The organism is Parendozoicomonas verongulae, assembly GCF_009711465.1.
In the GTDB taxonomy this organism is placed as follows: Bacteria; Pseudomonadota; Gammaproteobacteria; order Pseudomonadales; family Endozoicomonadaceae; genus Sansalvadorimonas; species Sansalvadorimonas verongulae.
Map to the genome: position 1 here is coordinate 2,558 of NZ_SMME01000857.1, position 13,073 is coordinate 15,630.

The 13,073-nt window shown below is 53.2% G+C and carries 13 protein-coding genes; 2 read left to right on the top strand and 11 right to left on the bottom strand.

Annotated elements, in window-relative coordinates; all coding sequences use genetic code 11:
• Both E1189_RS24000 and E1189_RS16325 read left to right on the top strand, forming a co-directional pair.
• Positions 1 to 340, top strand: a 340-nt coding sequence (locus E1189_RS24000) for a hypothetical protein (RefSeq protein WP_196221482.1), incomplete at its 5' end; no start/stop codon positions are given.
• A gap of 520 nt (positions 341 to 860) precedes the next feature.
• On the top strand, positions 861 to 1,496 hold the full coding sequence (locus E1189_RS16325; protein ID WP_155161540.1) for a GNAT family N-acetyltransferase: 636 nt from the start codon (positions 861 to 863) through the stop codon (positions 1,494 to 1,496).
• Positions 1,497 to 1,553: 57 nt separating this feature from the next.
• On the opposite strand, the gene hycI is transcribed toward E1189_RS16325, so the two are convergent.
• Genes hycI through E1189_RS16380 form a run of 11 tightly spaced genes read right to left on the bottom strand, consistent with a single transcriptional unit; the run spans position 1,554 to position 12,931 of the window.
• Positions 1,554 to 2,066: a hydrogenase maturation peptidase HycI gene (gene hycI, locus E1189_RS16330; protein WP_230460465.1), complete on the bottom strand. Its 513-nt coding sequence runs from the start codon at positions 2,064 to 2,066 to the stop codon at positions 1,554 to 1,556.
• The gene (locus E1189_RS16335; protein WP_155161542.1) at positions 2,059 to 2,502 is read right to left on the bottom strand and encodes a formate hydrogenlyase maturation HycH family protein; all 444 of its coding nucleotides are present in this window, start codon (positions 2,500 to 2,502) and stop codon (positions 2,059 to 2,061) included. The genes hycI and E1189_RS16335 overlap by 8 nt, the downstream gene beginning before the upstream one ends.
• Before the next feature lie 5 nt (positions 2,503 to 2,507).
• Positions 2,508 to 3,335, bottom strand: a complete 828-nt coding sequence (locus E1189_RS16340; RefSeq protein WP_196221483.1) for an NADH-quinone oxidoreductase subunit B family protein — start codon at positions 3,333 to 3,335, stop codon at positions 2,508 to 2,510.
• Positions 3,335 to 3,904 carry a hydrogenase 4 subunit H gene (gene hyfH, locus E1189_RS16345; RefSeq protein WP_155161544.1) on the bottom strand — a complete coding sequence of 190 codons (570 nt, stop codon included), beginning with the start codon at positions 3,902 to 3,904 and terminating at the stop codon, positions 3,335 to 3,337. Before hyfH ends, E1189_RS16340 begins: the two co-directional genes overlap by 1 nt.
• An 11-nt stretch (positions 3,905 to 3,915) precedes the next feature.
• Entirely contained in the window at positions 3,916 to 5,649 is a 1,734-nt protein-coding gene (locus tag E1189_RS16350) for a hydrogenase large subunit (RefSeq protein ID WP_329602086.1), read from the bottom strand.
• A 22-nt stretch (positions 5,650 to 5,671) separates the two neighbouring features.
• On the bottom strand, positions 5,672 to 7,249 hold the full coding sequence (locus E1189_RS16355) for a hydrogenase 4 subunit F (RefSeq protein ID WP_155161546.1): 1,578 nt from the start codon (positions 7,247 to 7,249) through the stop codon (positions 5,672 to 5,674).
• Positions 7,250 to 7,256: 7 nt separating this feature from the next.
• On the bottom strand, positions 7,257 to 7,907 hold the full coding sequence (gene hyfE / locus E1189_RS16360; protein ID WP_155161548.1) for a hydrogenase 4 membrane subunit: 651 nt from the start codon (positions 7,905 to 7,907) through the stop codon (positions 7,257 to 7,259).
• Between the two features lie 15 nt (positions 7,908 to 7,922).
• Entirely contained in the window at positions 7,923 to 9,359 is a 1,437-nt protein-coding gene (locus tag E1189_RS16365; protein WP_155161551.1) for a hydrogenase 4 subunit D, read from the bottom strand.
• Between the two features lie 16 nt (positions 9,360 to 9,375).
• On the bottom strand, positions 9,376 to 10,329 hold the full coding sequence (locus E1189_RS16370) for a respiratory chain complex I subunit 1 family protein (protein WP_155161553.1): 954 nt from the start codon (positions 10,327 to 10,329) through the stop codon (positions 9,376 to 9,378).
• Positions 10,329 to 12,365 (bottom strand): hydrogenase 4 subunit B, encoded by a 2,037-nt coding sequence (gene hyfB / locus E1189_RS16375; protein WP_155161555.1) that lies wholly within the window; start codon positions 12,363 to 12,365, stop codon positions 10,329 to 10,331. Before hyfB ends, E1189_RS16370 begins: the two co-directional genes overlap by 1 nt.
• Positions 12,365 to 12,931 carry a 4Fe-4S dicluster domain-containing protein gene (locus tag E1189_RS16380; RefSeq protein WP_230460466.1) on the bottom strand — a complete coding sequence of 189 codons (567 nt, stop codon included), beginning with the start codon at positions 12,929 to 12,931 and terminating at the stop codon, positions 12,365 to 12,367. Before E1189_RS16380 ends, hyfB begins: the two co-directional genes overlap by 1 nt.
• Positions 12,932 to 13,073 lie beyond the last annotated feature (142 nt).

Below are 13,073 nucleotides of genomic sequence, written 5' to 3' on the forward strand. Positions count from 1 at the left end.
CCAGCAGGGTGAGAGACCCTGGAAATGGCTGGCACCAGTTCCCAGCAGACCATCTTTTGAATCTCCTCTGACCATTGAAACAACAGGATGTCTCCCCCCTCCGAAAGGAGTCGGTTTCCCCGAACGTCTGGAGGTTGCGCAAGCCATGCGGAGTCAAGGGGAAACTTCTGAAATCATGTCGCCGGAACGGGTCAAAAAGGCTTTTAACGAACCTGATGCCCTGGTGATCGATGTTGATTTGTTATCCATCATTTTTAAAGAATATCTGGACACATTGGACTGGGGTCTTTTTCTCTGTGAGTGTAAGAGAATATACCCCAAATATGTCGTTGGGGAATAACTATCACTCGATAGCGCAGTTTTTAATAGTTGACGCAGATGAGAGGTTTGTCTGCTGAAACGCATGGCCCCAGCGTTCTTGGGCATGCTCTTTTTCTTCAAATGTCCGCACAACGGATCGTTTGAATGTCATAACTCTTCACACTGCTTTTGGGGGCAGTGCAAAGAATCATCATAATCAGGTGCGATGTTTAAGAGGACGCCTCCACCACGTCAAAATAAGACGCTCGTACCGGCAGAAGTAAAATTTGTCATTTGTGATCAGACCATTGATGGATACTTTGCCGGATAGTAATAGCGACCAGAGCTGGCGATCCATCACTTCACCATCTGTACATTTTGCCGGGTTTACTGTGCTTAAGTACCTGATCAATGTTCGCAAAGCGCAATTCAGGGCAGGTCTTTGTACTTTGAATATCAGTAGAAACCGCCGCTTTAAGTGGATGCCGATAATAAAATAGAATAGCCACCTATACGACAGTTACATAATACCTGCCATTTTAGATAATACCCAGACAGCAATGATTAAAAGTTTTACAGTAGAGAGGCTCACCCCCTCCGCCATCGAAGAAACCGCAGCCGTGATCTCTGAAGCTTTCCATGGCAGGGAGCCTCTGGCTATGCAGGATGAATCCGACTCCGGTGAGTTCAAGGAGTATCTTATTTATTCCGGTTTGAAAAGTGCGGAACAGGGCCTGGGATTTATTGCCCGGCACACAACCTCTGGCAAAATTGCTGGTGCATTGATTGCCTGTGATCTGGCGGATACCCTGAACTCCAGGGAATACTTTGAAGAATCCAAAACTGACTCCGTTATATCACTGCTTTACCAGTTGAACAAAAAAGTCTTTAACGAGGAAACCATTGAGCGTGGCAAATACTGCAATATAAAATTTATTGCAGCGTCAGACCGTTTCAAAGGTCAGGGGATTGTGAGTGATATTATGAACACAGCCCTGCAAAATGCTTCTGAGAAAGGGTTCGCCTTCGCCCACACCGAGGCAACGGGCAATATCTCCCAGCATATTTTCCAAAAGAAGTTCGGGTTCAGTGAAAGGAGCACTATTGCCTACAGTGAGTTCACCTTTCAGGGAGGCAAACCCTTTTCAGCGATTCAGGAGCATAAGGCTATCAAGCTTCTTATGAAACCTCTGTAGATACAGAAAACCACCCCACACGGGGTGGTTCTCAAGTATTAGAATAAAAACATTGACTTAAACAACCTCAAACCCTCCATTCCCCTCCCACTCAGGAAGTGCGTCGTATACCTTTTTCACGGCATCCGTCACCATCTCCGTCATAGGGAAAGAGAACGCCACAATCGCAGGCTGGATGCCTACAAAAATCACATCCGGCACAAAGGTCTTCAGTTCATCAATCACAAAATTCAATGGTAATGAGTGGGTGGACATAATAAACATTTCCGCAATGGAGTCCGGGTCTATCACGCGGATAGAACCAGCTTCCAGAGCGATCTCTGCCGCATCCACTACCAGTACACGTTCCGGCTGATACTGTCGTACAGTGTGAACGGCATTCTCCGGAGCAGAGCCACCGTCCACGGCCACCCAGCCATCGATGGGGTTTTGCTCGAGCATTTCTGCCAGCAGCGGGCCTGCACCGTCGTCACCCATCATGGTGTTACCCACCGCCAGAATCAGATTGCGGGCTTTTGGTGTGGTGTCAGTGGGTGTAGTGGCAGCAGATGTCATTACAGAATCACTCATTCGCTTTGCGGGGACTTTTGATCATCATGTACATGGTGGGCTCACGGTGAATCGCCGCCATCAGCTCAACCATTTTCTCAGTCATCGCCACTTCTTTTTCCGTCATTGGCTCGCGGTCGAGCTTATCGAAGGCGGAGGCGAGCATTGTGGTGTGCTCTTCCAGAACGGTGACTTCGCCGTACACAAAGAAACGATCCATCTTATAACGGGCATCGCTACCCTCTTCCAGATGGTTGATCCACTGTCGGTACTCCTTCAGCGTACACTGGAGGGCGACTTTCATGCAGTCCACAATACCCACGTGGTGGCCAATGGCGAGGGTGTAATACATCACCTCTTTGGCTTCCTCGGGGATACCGTAGCTCTCGTCGAGAAACTTTTTATACAGGGTGTAGAACAACACCTGATCGGATTGGCTTTCTAAAGTTCCGGCCATTGTCGTTAATCTTCCGCCCTGGCATCGGCAGGCTGACTGCGACCACACAGTTCAGCCAGAGAGACGCGATAAAGGTTGTCGAAAATCTCACGCAAACGTGGATCGTCCTTTTCATCAAGGTAAGCCTTGATATTGGTGTCCACAGTCTCGGTGGTGCTCTCAACCAGAATATTCATAAAGTCGTCAGCAATCAGGCCACCGTGGCGATAACCCGCCAGGCGGCGAGCTTCACGCTCAATAATCACCTTCATTTCCAGAGGAATACCCGTGTGTTTCAGAGTGGCCTTCTCACCCTCCTCTTCCTTCACGCTGGACCCCTTGAGCTTCTGATCCAGAATACCCAGCGCCACAGCCAGACCATAAATCGTCGCGGCAGGGGTAGGAGGGCAACCGGGAATATAGACGTCCACCGGTACGATTTTATCGGTTCCACCCCATACGCAGTACAGGTCGTGGAAGATACCGCCGTCACAGCCACAGGCACCGTAAGAGACAACAATCTTGGGATCAGGAGCCGCTTCGTAAGCACGCAGGGCGGGCATACGCATGGCACGGGTCACGGCGCCGGTGAACAGAAGAATGTCCGCATGGCGGGGAGAAGCCACCACTTTAATACCGAAACGCTCGGCATCAAAAACAGGTGTTGTCGCTGCGAAGATTTCAATTTCACAGCCGTTGCAGCCACCGCAGTCAACCCGGTAAACATAGGCGGAGCGCTGAATATCCTCCAGCAACACTGACTTCAGCTTAATGGTGTTTTCATCCTGGGGAACAGGAACGGTCGCGGTGTGGTCTTTACCAACAATCTCGCGAATGCCTTTCATCTCGCTCATTACACGCGCTCCTCTTGTTTCAGATGCACGTTATTCAGATGCTTGCCGTGGAAGACGTTGTCATAATCCAGCATGCTCTGCTTGCGCAGGCATTCAGGGCAGGTTTCCACTTGTTCATGACGCTTGGCCTGCTGCTCTTCGCTGATGCCGGACTGCACCAGCAGGTCCATCGCATAGTCCACCGCTTTGCGAGGTGCGAACGGTGTTTCACATTCACGACAGTGGGCCAGTGTGAAGGTAGCGTCTTCGTACAGGTCAGCTTTGTTGGTTACCGCCAGTTCAAACTCTTTGGAGAGCTTGATAGCACCAGTGGGGCAAACCTCTTCACAGCGACCACAGAAAATGCAGCGCGCCATAGAAAGTTCCCAGCGGCGGGAGTTCTCGTCCGCCTTGGTTTCCATAATCAGTGCGTTGGCTGGGCAGGCGCGGGTACAGGCGGCACAGGCAATACAGTCTTTGGCGTTGTACTCAGGCTTGCCCCGGAAGTCATCGCTGACGTCCAGAGGGGCAAACGGGTACTTAACAATGCTGTCGCCGGCTTTGGTAATGGATTTGAATAACTTAAACATACGACACTCCCTTACTTAAGCGGCGAGTTCTTACGCTCGATGCTGTAGCGTTCCATTTCTTTATAAGGAACGGTTTTGCTCTTGCCCTTTTTGGTGTCAACGATGGTGACACGGTCGGTACAGGAGTAGCAGGGATCCAGACTGCCGATAATCAACGGCGCGTCAGACACTGTATTGCCACGGAGCATATAACGCAGAGACGGCCAGTTCGCATAAGTGGCCGCACGGGCACGCCAGCGGAACAGCTTCTGGTTATCGCCAGTCATACTCCAGTGCACATTTTCGCCGCGAGGTGCTTCGGTAAAGCCCAAAGCGAACTTGTGAGGCACGTAGTTAAAGCCTTCCACCAGAATGTCACCTTCTGGCAGGTTATCCAGACCGAACTCGACAATGTTCAGGGCATCCAGAACTTCACGGACACGCACCAGCACACGGCCATACACGTCGCCAGTCGTTTCAAACTGGAGATCCATTGGCACAGAATCGTAAGCTTCAAAGGCGCTGGCGTGGGTGACACGCACATCACGCTGGTGACCGGAAGCACGCACCATAGGGCCAACCACACTGAAGTCTCGGGCGACCTTGTGATCCAGAACACCAACACCGGATACGCGGGATTCCATGTTGGGGGTACCCAGCAGCACGTCCACCAGCTCTTTGAACTCCTTGCGCACTTCGCGAACCAGCTTAATGCCTTTCACACGCTGCTCTTTCAGGATGTCACGACGTACACCGCCAATCAGGTTCAGGCCGTAAGTCTTACGGGCACCTGCCAGAATTTCCGCCAGTACCATGGTTTTCTCACGTACGCGGAAGAACTGCATGAAGCCGGTATCAAAACCGGTGAAATGAGACGACAGACCGATGTTCAGCATGTTGGAGTGCAGACGTTCCACTTCCAGCAGAATGGTACGGATCATCCTGGCACGCTCAGGCACAGGAATATCCAGAGCGTTTTCAATGGAGTTGCTGTAGGCGACACTGTGAGTAAAGCCACAGATACCGCACACACGGTCCGCCAGGAAGCCAATTTCCTGATAACCCATACGGGTTTCCGCCAGCTTCTCCATGCCACGGTGTACGTAGAACATACGGTAGTCGGCGTCTACGATGTTTTCACCGTCTACGAACAGGCGGAAGTGACCGGGTTCATCAGAGGTGATATGCAGCGGGCCGAGGGGCACAATGCCGTTTTTGTCGTCACCCAGCTGGTTATCGAACTCGTAGGTTTCGGTATCGGTCGTAGGCGCTGGACGCTGACGGTAATCCATCGCATCTTTCTGCATGGGGTGAATGTCTTCGGGGAAGTCATCCGGCAGAACCAGACGACGCTTGTCTGGCAGTCCGATAGCCCGCAGGCCGAACATATCGAAGGCTTCACGCTCGCCCCACACACCCGCAGGGATGTAAGGGGTGATGGAAGGGAATTCCATTTCCTGTGGGTCGATCAGAATCTTCACCACAACCCAGCTTTTCACAATGCCTTCCATGCTCAGGGCATGGTAGAACGCATAGTTGCCGTTCAGGGTACGTTCGTCGTTACCCCAGGACACGGACAACCAGCCGTTTTCGCCGTAGTACAGGTGCTGCATCACCTCGATCAGGGAGGTTTTCTTAACGGTGATGGTCACCTGGTTCCAGGTGGACCATTCTTCGTCAATGATCGCACCGGGGAATTTTTCGTTTACGCCTGCAACGTAGTTGCTGCCGGCGCGAACATTATTGCTTTCAGTCATATCAGTCATTTCTTAATCTCTGTTCTCGCTCTTAATGAGCCACTGGCTCAGCCTGGATTTCGCTTTGCCAGGGAAGATGCGTATCGTTTAAGACCTGCGCGAGAACGGAGTCTTGCTTGCTGTCCAGAATCACCAGAGCAGCTTTATCAACGCTGTTTTTTGCAAAGTCAGGGATGTATACGCCCATAGCCAGAACGCCCACCAGCAACAGAGCCAGCGGTGCAACGGTCATGGTGCTGATTTCACCCTTGGTGATGCCTTCCGGGGTGTCCCCCAGAACGCACTCGGCAACCACTTTCACCAGACCCGCCAAAACAACGGTCAGCAGAAGCAGCAGAATCACGGTAAACAGAACATGGCCGGAGCTGATGCCTGCAGTGATAATCATGAATTCACTGAGGAACATGCTGAACGGAGGCACACCACTCAGGGCAAGGATGCCAGCGCCCACTATCAGGCCGGTCACAGGTGCGGTGCGGAACAGGCCTTTGACAGTGCCCATATCACGGGAACCGTACTTCAGTACAATGTTGCCGGAGCCACAGAACATCAGAGCTTTCACCATGCTGTGGTTAATCATATGGAACATGGCTGCGATGGCACCGACAGGGCCAAGGCCCACAGCCAGGGTCATCAGACCCATGTTTTCCATGGAGGAGTACGCCAGCTTCCGTTTGATATCACGCTGACTGAAAATAAAGAACGCCGCCACACCTACAGACAGAATGCCGAAAGCCAGCATCAGATATTGTGGGAACTGAGGACCGAGCACCTTCACGGTCAGAATGTAGTAACGCAGGATCACCAGCAGCGCACAGTTCAGCAGACCTGCAGACAGCAGTGCAGACACCGGGCTTGGCGCCTCGGAGTGGGCATCCGGCAGCCACGCGTGCATGGGGAACAGGCCGGTCTTGGTACCAAAGCCGATCAGTGCGAAGACAAAGGCCAGACGCATCAGGGTGGGATCAAGCAAGCCTGCGTTATTGCGGATTTCGGTCCACAGAATCGCGTTAGCAGGGTGAGCCATCACTTCCGTAGCGTTGGCGAAGGTCAGGATGGAACCAAACAGACCAAAGGCCACGCCCACGCTGCAGATAATGATGTACTTCCAGGCGCCTTCCAGAGACGAACGCTTGCAGTAGAAACCCACCAGGAACACGGAGCTGAGAGTGGTCGCTTCAATACCCACCCACATCATGATGACGTTGTTGGACAAGATCGCCAGCGCCATGGTGGACACGAACAAGTTGAACAGACCGTAGTACAGCGCAACCTGACGGCCAGACAGATGGCCATCCCTATGTTCCTTGCCAATGTAGCCGATGGAGTAAAAGCCAGTCACCAGAGCTACAAGACTCAGGACACCTAAAACCAGCGCACCCAGACCATCCAGATAGAGCCACTTCTCAGCGCCAAACAGAGGCTGGCCATTGATAACCCAGAGACCAAGGCTCCAGGTCAGTTTGAGGAAGACAATCAGCCCGATGCGATGCAACAAGCTAACCAATTTACCGCCCCTGCCCTGAGGACACAGAGCGGAAGCAAAAGCAATCAGAGCGACCACAAAGGGGACGCCGATGACTGCAAAGAGATATTGAGTTGTCGACATAGTTGAATTAACCCTTCATCGTCGTCAGCTGTCTGACATCCAGAGTGTTAAGCTTGCTGTAAATCAGACGGGCCAGCACAATCATGATGATCACTGCGAATACCGCATCAGTGGTCACGCCAATTTCCATCAGGCCGGGAGCCTTGTTGGCCAGCAGAGCCAGAGTCAGGGAGGAACCGTTTTCCATCAGGCAGTAGCCAAAGGCCTGCTTGAGAATGTTGCGCTGGGACACGATGCACAGCAGGCCCATAAAGAAGTGGCCGAGGGACACCGCCAGTGCAGGCTTCAGGCCAGCCACCAGAGGCAGCTCAACAGACTTCACCGCTTCAAAGCTGGCAATCACAATCGCCACGGCTGCAACCGCTATCCATACGAACTTGATTTCAGGCTTTTCGGAGACAGGGTCTTCCATCTTGCCGAAGGCCCAATATAACAGGCCGGGCAGCAGCACAACTTTGGTAATAAACGCAGACACCGCCCACTCATTCAGGGAATGAGCGTGGGCCACATCGGCAATCACCAGAAAAATACCCACCAGCACTAACGACTGCAGGGAATAGAGAACCGCAGCCGCTTTCGGCTTGCGCACTCCGATAACCAGCAGCGAGGTTACAACCAGTAATCCCGCGAGGTTATTGATTAAAAGGTCACCATTCATATTTGATTCCTCTCCTTACGCCAGCCAGCCAGCGGCAATCGCACTTGAGAAGAGCGACATGATGATCAGAACAACCAGCACAAACTTCATGGACGCAGGCAGAGGCTGCGCAGTTGCAACAGGCTCGGAAGGCTCACCCAGAACGGTTTTGCCAAACCAGTACATAATCCAGCCAAAGCTGGCTACGGATTCAATCAGGGCAATCACCAGCACCGGCGTCAGCCATGGGTACTGATCGGACATGGCGAAACCGGCCTGCATCAGGGAGAACTTGCTGAAGAAGATGTTGAAAGGAGGCACACCAGTAATAGCCAGCGCTGCCACACAAAAACCCACCGCAAGCAGCGGAGAACCTTTCACAATACCCTGTAGCTGAGGCAGCATGCGGGTACCGGCGGTGTAGCTCAGGGAACCGGCCACCAAGAAGAACAGGCTCTTGGCAAACGCATGGTTAAACAGGTAAGTCACACCACTGTCCAGCGCCAGTCTGGAACCCAGAGCACCGATGGACAGCGCCAGAAACATATAAGCCAGCTGGGCAATAGTGGAGTAAGCCAGCAGACGCTTCATATCCTTCTGGGGCAGGTACATGATAAAGCCGTAGATCATGGTGATGATGGCACCCGCTACACCCACCATGCCGACGATTTCAGGCACATTACCGGCAGACATCAGCGCACGGGCAAAGATGTAAACACCTACTTTCACCATGGATGCCGCGTGCAAATAGGCAGATACAGGGGTCGGCGCGTTCATCGCATCGGGCAGCCACACATGCATAGGCAGCTGGGCAGACTTACCCCAGGCCGCCATCAGCACACCGCACAGCACGATTGTCTTGGTGGTGTCATCCAGTTGCGCCAGCGCTTCGATAGAGAAAGTGCCAGTGGCCTTGAACAGGAACGCCGCCGCCACAAACAGGCCGAGGGACGCGATGTGGGTGACGATCAGCGCCTTCAGGCCCGCCTTAAAGGAAGACTCCTTCTGGTAGTAACCAATCAGGGACCAGGAGCAGGCACCGGTGATCTCGAAGAACAAAAGCTGACCCAGCACAGTAGACGACAGCACCATACCTGCCATCGCGCCGATAAATACCAGCAGGAAAGCGTAGTAACGTGGGTCGCCGGTTTGTGCGTGCTCACGGTTCGCCGGGCTCATATAACCCAGTGAGTAAAAGCTCACCAGGAAGCCGAGGGACACAACCGCCACAGCGATCAGGGTAGAGACTTTATCAACGGTAAAGCCAAACAGTTCGATCTGACCAACAGACAGCAGGTTAAAGTGGGTGCTCTGGGCACCGGCACTGAAGAAGCTGTAAGCGAGCGCCAACGTGCCGAGAGTTGCCAGCAGCGAGAACAGCTGGGCTGTCCACTTGCACTGCTTCGGCACCAGTACCGCCAGCAGGGCTCCGATAAACGGAACCACAAGGGTGAATAAAGCTATAGATTCCATAAAATGCATGTCCTCCTTACAGTCCGGTCAGATAGAAAGCGAATCCGAGGACTGCCACACCAAAACCAGACCAGGTCAGGTGGTGAGTCTTGAGAAAGCGCGTCCGGGCCACACTGTTTTCCACCAGACCGGCGATCAGGAAGACAATAAACAGCTTGATAAACAGCACCACAAAGCCCATCAGAACGTGGGGCAGTGTGAAGTCTGCGGCTTTGCCGAAAGGAATAAACAGCGCCAGAAACAGCTGGGCAACCACCAGTTGCTTTAAGCCCAGACCAATCTTCATCAGCGCGAGGCCCGCACCGGCGTATTCAGTCACCGGGCCTTCCTGCAGTTCCTGCTCAGCTTCGGCGGAGTCAAACGGCAGCTTGCCCATTTCGATAAATACCGCGAAGGCGCAGGCCGCACCGGCCATCAGCGTTGCCATAGGGGCAGACCAGGTTTCTGTCGCCATATGCTTGCTGATAAAGCCAAGGTCCGTAGTACCGGCAATCAGCGCCATAATCACGATGGACAGCATCAGGATGGGTTCCACCAGCACACCCAGAGTCAGCTCACGACTGGCACCGATACCGGCAAACATACTGCCGGAGTCCAGACCAGACAGGGAGAAGAAAAAGCGGAAAATGGCGAACAGGTAGATGTCAGTAATGATGTCGCCGGCAATGGGGAACGGAGACTCATTGGTGACAGCCGGCAGAGCCATACCCACCAGCAACATAGTCACAATCAGGATATAAGGTGTGACAGTAAAAATGGTGCCGGAGTTGATCGGTGAAATTTCCTGCCGACGGAGCAGCTTAAAAATATCACGGTAATCCTGCAGCACACCGGGGCCACGACGGGAATGCATCTTGGCGCGGATGACACGGGAGAAACCCGTAGCCAGCGGCGCCAGTGCAAGCATCAGCAGTGCCTGAACAATGGCGAGTGTCACCATTGAGGCGGTTGGCATTTCAAGTCCCTGCATTACATGCCTCCAAATTCAACGGGAACAAACAGCAGCACCAGCAGGGCGATCACCATGTACAGGCAGTAAATCCTGAAGTCACCGTGCTGCATCACCTTGATCTTGTCCGCCAAACGGATAATCAGGCGGGACACAGGCATAATGATGTAATCATCAAACACAGGCTCGGTTTTGCGGGCAGCGTTGGTGGTTGCAGTAAGAACAGCGTTCATCGCAGGTGCGGGATCAAGGATCTTACGCAGGGTATAAAGAGGGGCGAACATGGAACGCAGCGCCTGGGTGAAACCACCAGCAGACACGGTCATGCGACCTTCGTAACCATAACCACAGGCCCAGGGCAGATCGCGTTTGGTGCGACGTTTCAGGGCAGGGCCACGGAATACGGACACCAGCAGTACAGGCACCAGAATCAGGGCAGAGAGAGCAATGATAATGATGGGCGTGGAGAGAATCGCACGGGTACCGTCTGCAGGAATCAGAGCCGCACCCTGAACCACATTCACTGTGTCCATGGAAATCACGCTGGTAGCGACAGAAGAAATCACCGGCGCAATCCAGGGAGAACCCAGACCGAGAACCACACACAGAATCGCCAGAATCCACGCACCCATCACCATAGGTGCAGGCACTTCCTTCGCGTTGGCAGCATTCTCAGTGCGAGGGGCACCGCAGAAGCTGACACCAAACACCTTCACGAAACACATGCACGCCAGAGCACCGGTAATCGCCAACATAATAATGGCCACAGGGCCACCGACCTGAACCGCCATGGAAGAACCGTGGCTCAGAGACAGCAGAGACTGGTAAATAAACCACTCAGAGACAAAACCGTTCAGAGGAGGCAGCGCGGAGATAGCCATGGTGCCGATCAAAAAGGCCAGCGCCGTGTAAGGCATCACCTTCGCCAGACCGCCCATCTTCTCCATATCCTTGGTGTGGGTACGGAAGATAATGGAGCCAGCACCGAGGAACAGCAGACCTTTGAACACTGCGTGGTTGAGCAGGTGATACAGACCACCCAGCAGACCCAATGCCGCAATCACAGGATGACCAGTAGTCATACCGATCATGCCAACACCTACGCCCATCAGAATGATGCCGACGTTTTCTACGGTGTGGTAAGCCAGCAGACGTTTGATGTCGTGTTCCGCCAGTGCGTAAAGCACACCCAGCACAGACGATACACAGCCGAAAGCGAGAACTACAAAGCCCCACCACAGCACCTGAGCACCCAGAAACACGATGCCGACCTTGATGATACCGAAGACACCAATCTTCACCATCACGCCAGACATCAACGCAGAACCGTTAGAAGGCGCAGCCGGGTGGGCTTTAGGCAGCCAGCCGTGCAGGGCAATCATGCCCGCCTTGGCACCAAAGCCGAAGAACGCCAGCAGGAAGATAACGGAAGATTCCCACACAGGTAGGGCGTGAGCTGTGTCCCGCAGGGTTTCGAAGCTGGCAAAGTTCATGCTGCCGGTTGCGCGATACATCATGTAGAACGCAATCAGAATCAGCACAGAACCGGCGTGGGCAATCAGAAAGTATTGCAGGCCCGCATCAACAGCTTTCTTATCCTGTTCCGCAATAACCAGAAAGTAAGACGCCAGAGACATCATTTCGAAGAAGACAATAAAGTAGAAGGCGTTGTCAGAAACAACCAGAGCCACCATGGACGCGATAAAGGTGTTCATAAAGAACCCCATCGCCCAGGCGCCCTTGCCTTTGTACTCTTCCATATATGAGATGGAGTAAATGGAAGCTGCCACCACCAGCACAGAAATCACCATCACCATAAACGCGGCGAGGGGATCGAGGCGGATCATAAAGTCGGCAAAGTAAAACGGGCTGTAAATCTGTTTTACGACAGTGGTGCCATTGAGCAGAGTAGGCACAGAAGCGAACAGGCCCGCAACACCACCAAGAGCGCCGAGAATACCGGAGAGCTTGATAGCGGTATTTTCAGCTTTATTCAGAGCGAGAGAGGCAAGAGCACCTGCGATATAAAGCAGGATTGAAACGGATAGAGCTGTCATTATTGCTTCGCCTCCATCAGTTTGGTGGTGACGGTAGCAACATCATCCGCTGCATCGTTCTTACGGGCTTTTTTTGCGTGAGACATGGCCTCTTCGTCCACCAGAACGATGGCCTGCGTTGGGCACACATCCACACAGGCGGGGCCTTCTTCACGGGTGCGGCACAGATCACACTTGATAGCGATACTTTTTACACCCGGTTCCCAGGCCAGCAGGTCCTTACCAAACACAGAGGGTGTGGAGGTAGACGGATTGCTGGAACGTACATCCGATGGAATGTAAGTGTCGTAAGAATTGGCGTATTCGAGAGGGCGACTGCCAGAGAAACCGATAGCTCCAAAGGGGCAGACAACCGCACACAGGGTACACCCTACGCAGGCGGTTTCGTCGAGTTCGACGCGACCATCCACAGGGGTAATCGCCTTCACCGGGCAGACCTTGGCACAGGGGGCATCATCACAGTGACGACAGGCAACCGGAGCGGTTGCGTCGCCATGTTTCATAACGGTCAGGCGGGGGTGACTTTGCAGACCCACCTTTTTGTGAGCGACAGAACATGCTGACATGCATGTCCCGCACCCGATACATAGCTGTGAGTCTGCAATAATAAAGCGGTTCATATCACTCCTAGAGGTATTGCAGGTACTGATGCCCCTCTAAGAGCAATATCCAGGCCAAAGACACAATACGAACCACGAAAACTCGCAT

Bases quoted from the DNA above. Each gene is read 5' to 3' on its own strand.
- E1189_RS16325 (WP_155161540.1), top strand. From the start codon at position 861: ATGATTAAAAGTTTTACAGTAGAGAGGCTCACCCCCTCCGCCATCGAA.
- hycI (WP_230460465.1), bottom strand. From the start codon at position 2,066: ATGAGTGATTCTGTAATGACATCTGCTGCCACTACACCCACTGACACC.
- E1189_RS16335 (WP_155161542.1), bottom strand. From the start codon at position 2,502: ATGGCCGGAACTTTAGAAAGCCAATCCGATCAGGTGTTGTTCTACACC.
- E1189_RS16340 (WP_196221483.1), bottom strand. From the start codon at position 3,335: ATGAGCGAGATGAAAGGCATTCGCGAGATTGTTGGTAAAGACCACACC.
- hyfH (WP_155161544.1), bottom strand. From the start codon at position 3,904: ATGTTTAAGTTATTCAAATCCATTACCAAAGCCGGCGACAGCATTGTT.
- E1189_RS16350 (WP_329602086.1), bottom strand. From the start codon at position 5,649: ATGACTGATATGACTGAAAGCAATAATGTTCGCGCCGGCAGCAACTAC.
- E1189_RS16355 (WP_155161546.1), bottom strand. From the start codon at position 7,249: ATGTCGACAACTCAATATCTCTTTGCAGTCATCGGCGTCCCCTTTGTG.
- hyfE (WP_155161548.1), bottom strand. From the start codon at position 7,907: ATGAATGGTGACCTTTTAATCAATAACCTCGCGGGATTACTGGTTGTA.
- E1189_RS16365 (WP_155161551.1), bottom strand. From the start codon at position 9,359: ATGGAATCTATAGCTTTATTCACCCTTGTGGTTCCGTTTATCGGAGCC.
- E1189_RS16370 (WP_155161553.1), bottom strand. From the start codon at position 10,329: ATGCAGGGACTTGAAATGCCAACCGCCTCAATGGTGACACTCGCCATT.
- hyfB (WP_155161555.1), bottom strand. From the start codon at position 12,365: ATGACAGCTCTATCCGTTTCAATCCTGCTTTATATCGCAGGTGCTCTT.
- E1189_RS16380 (WP_230460466.1), bottom strand. From the start codon at position 12,931: ATGTCAGCATGTTCTGTCGCTCACAAAAAGGTGGGTCTGCAAAGTCAC.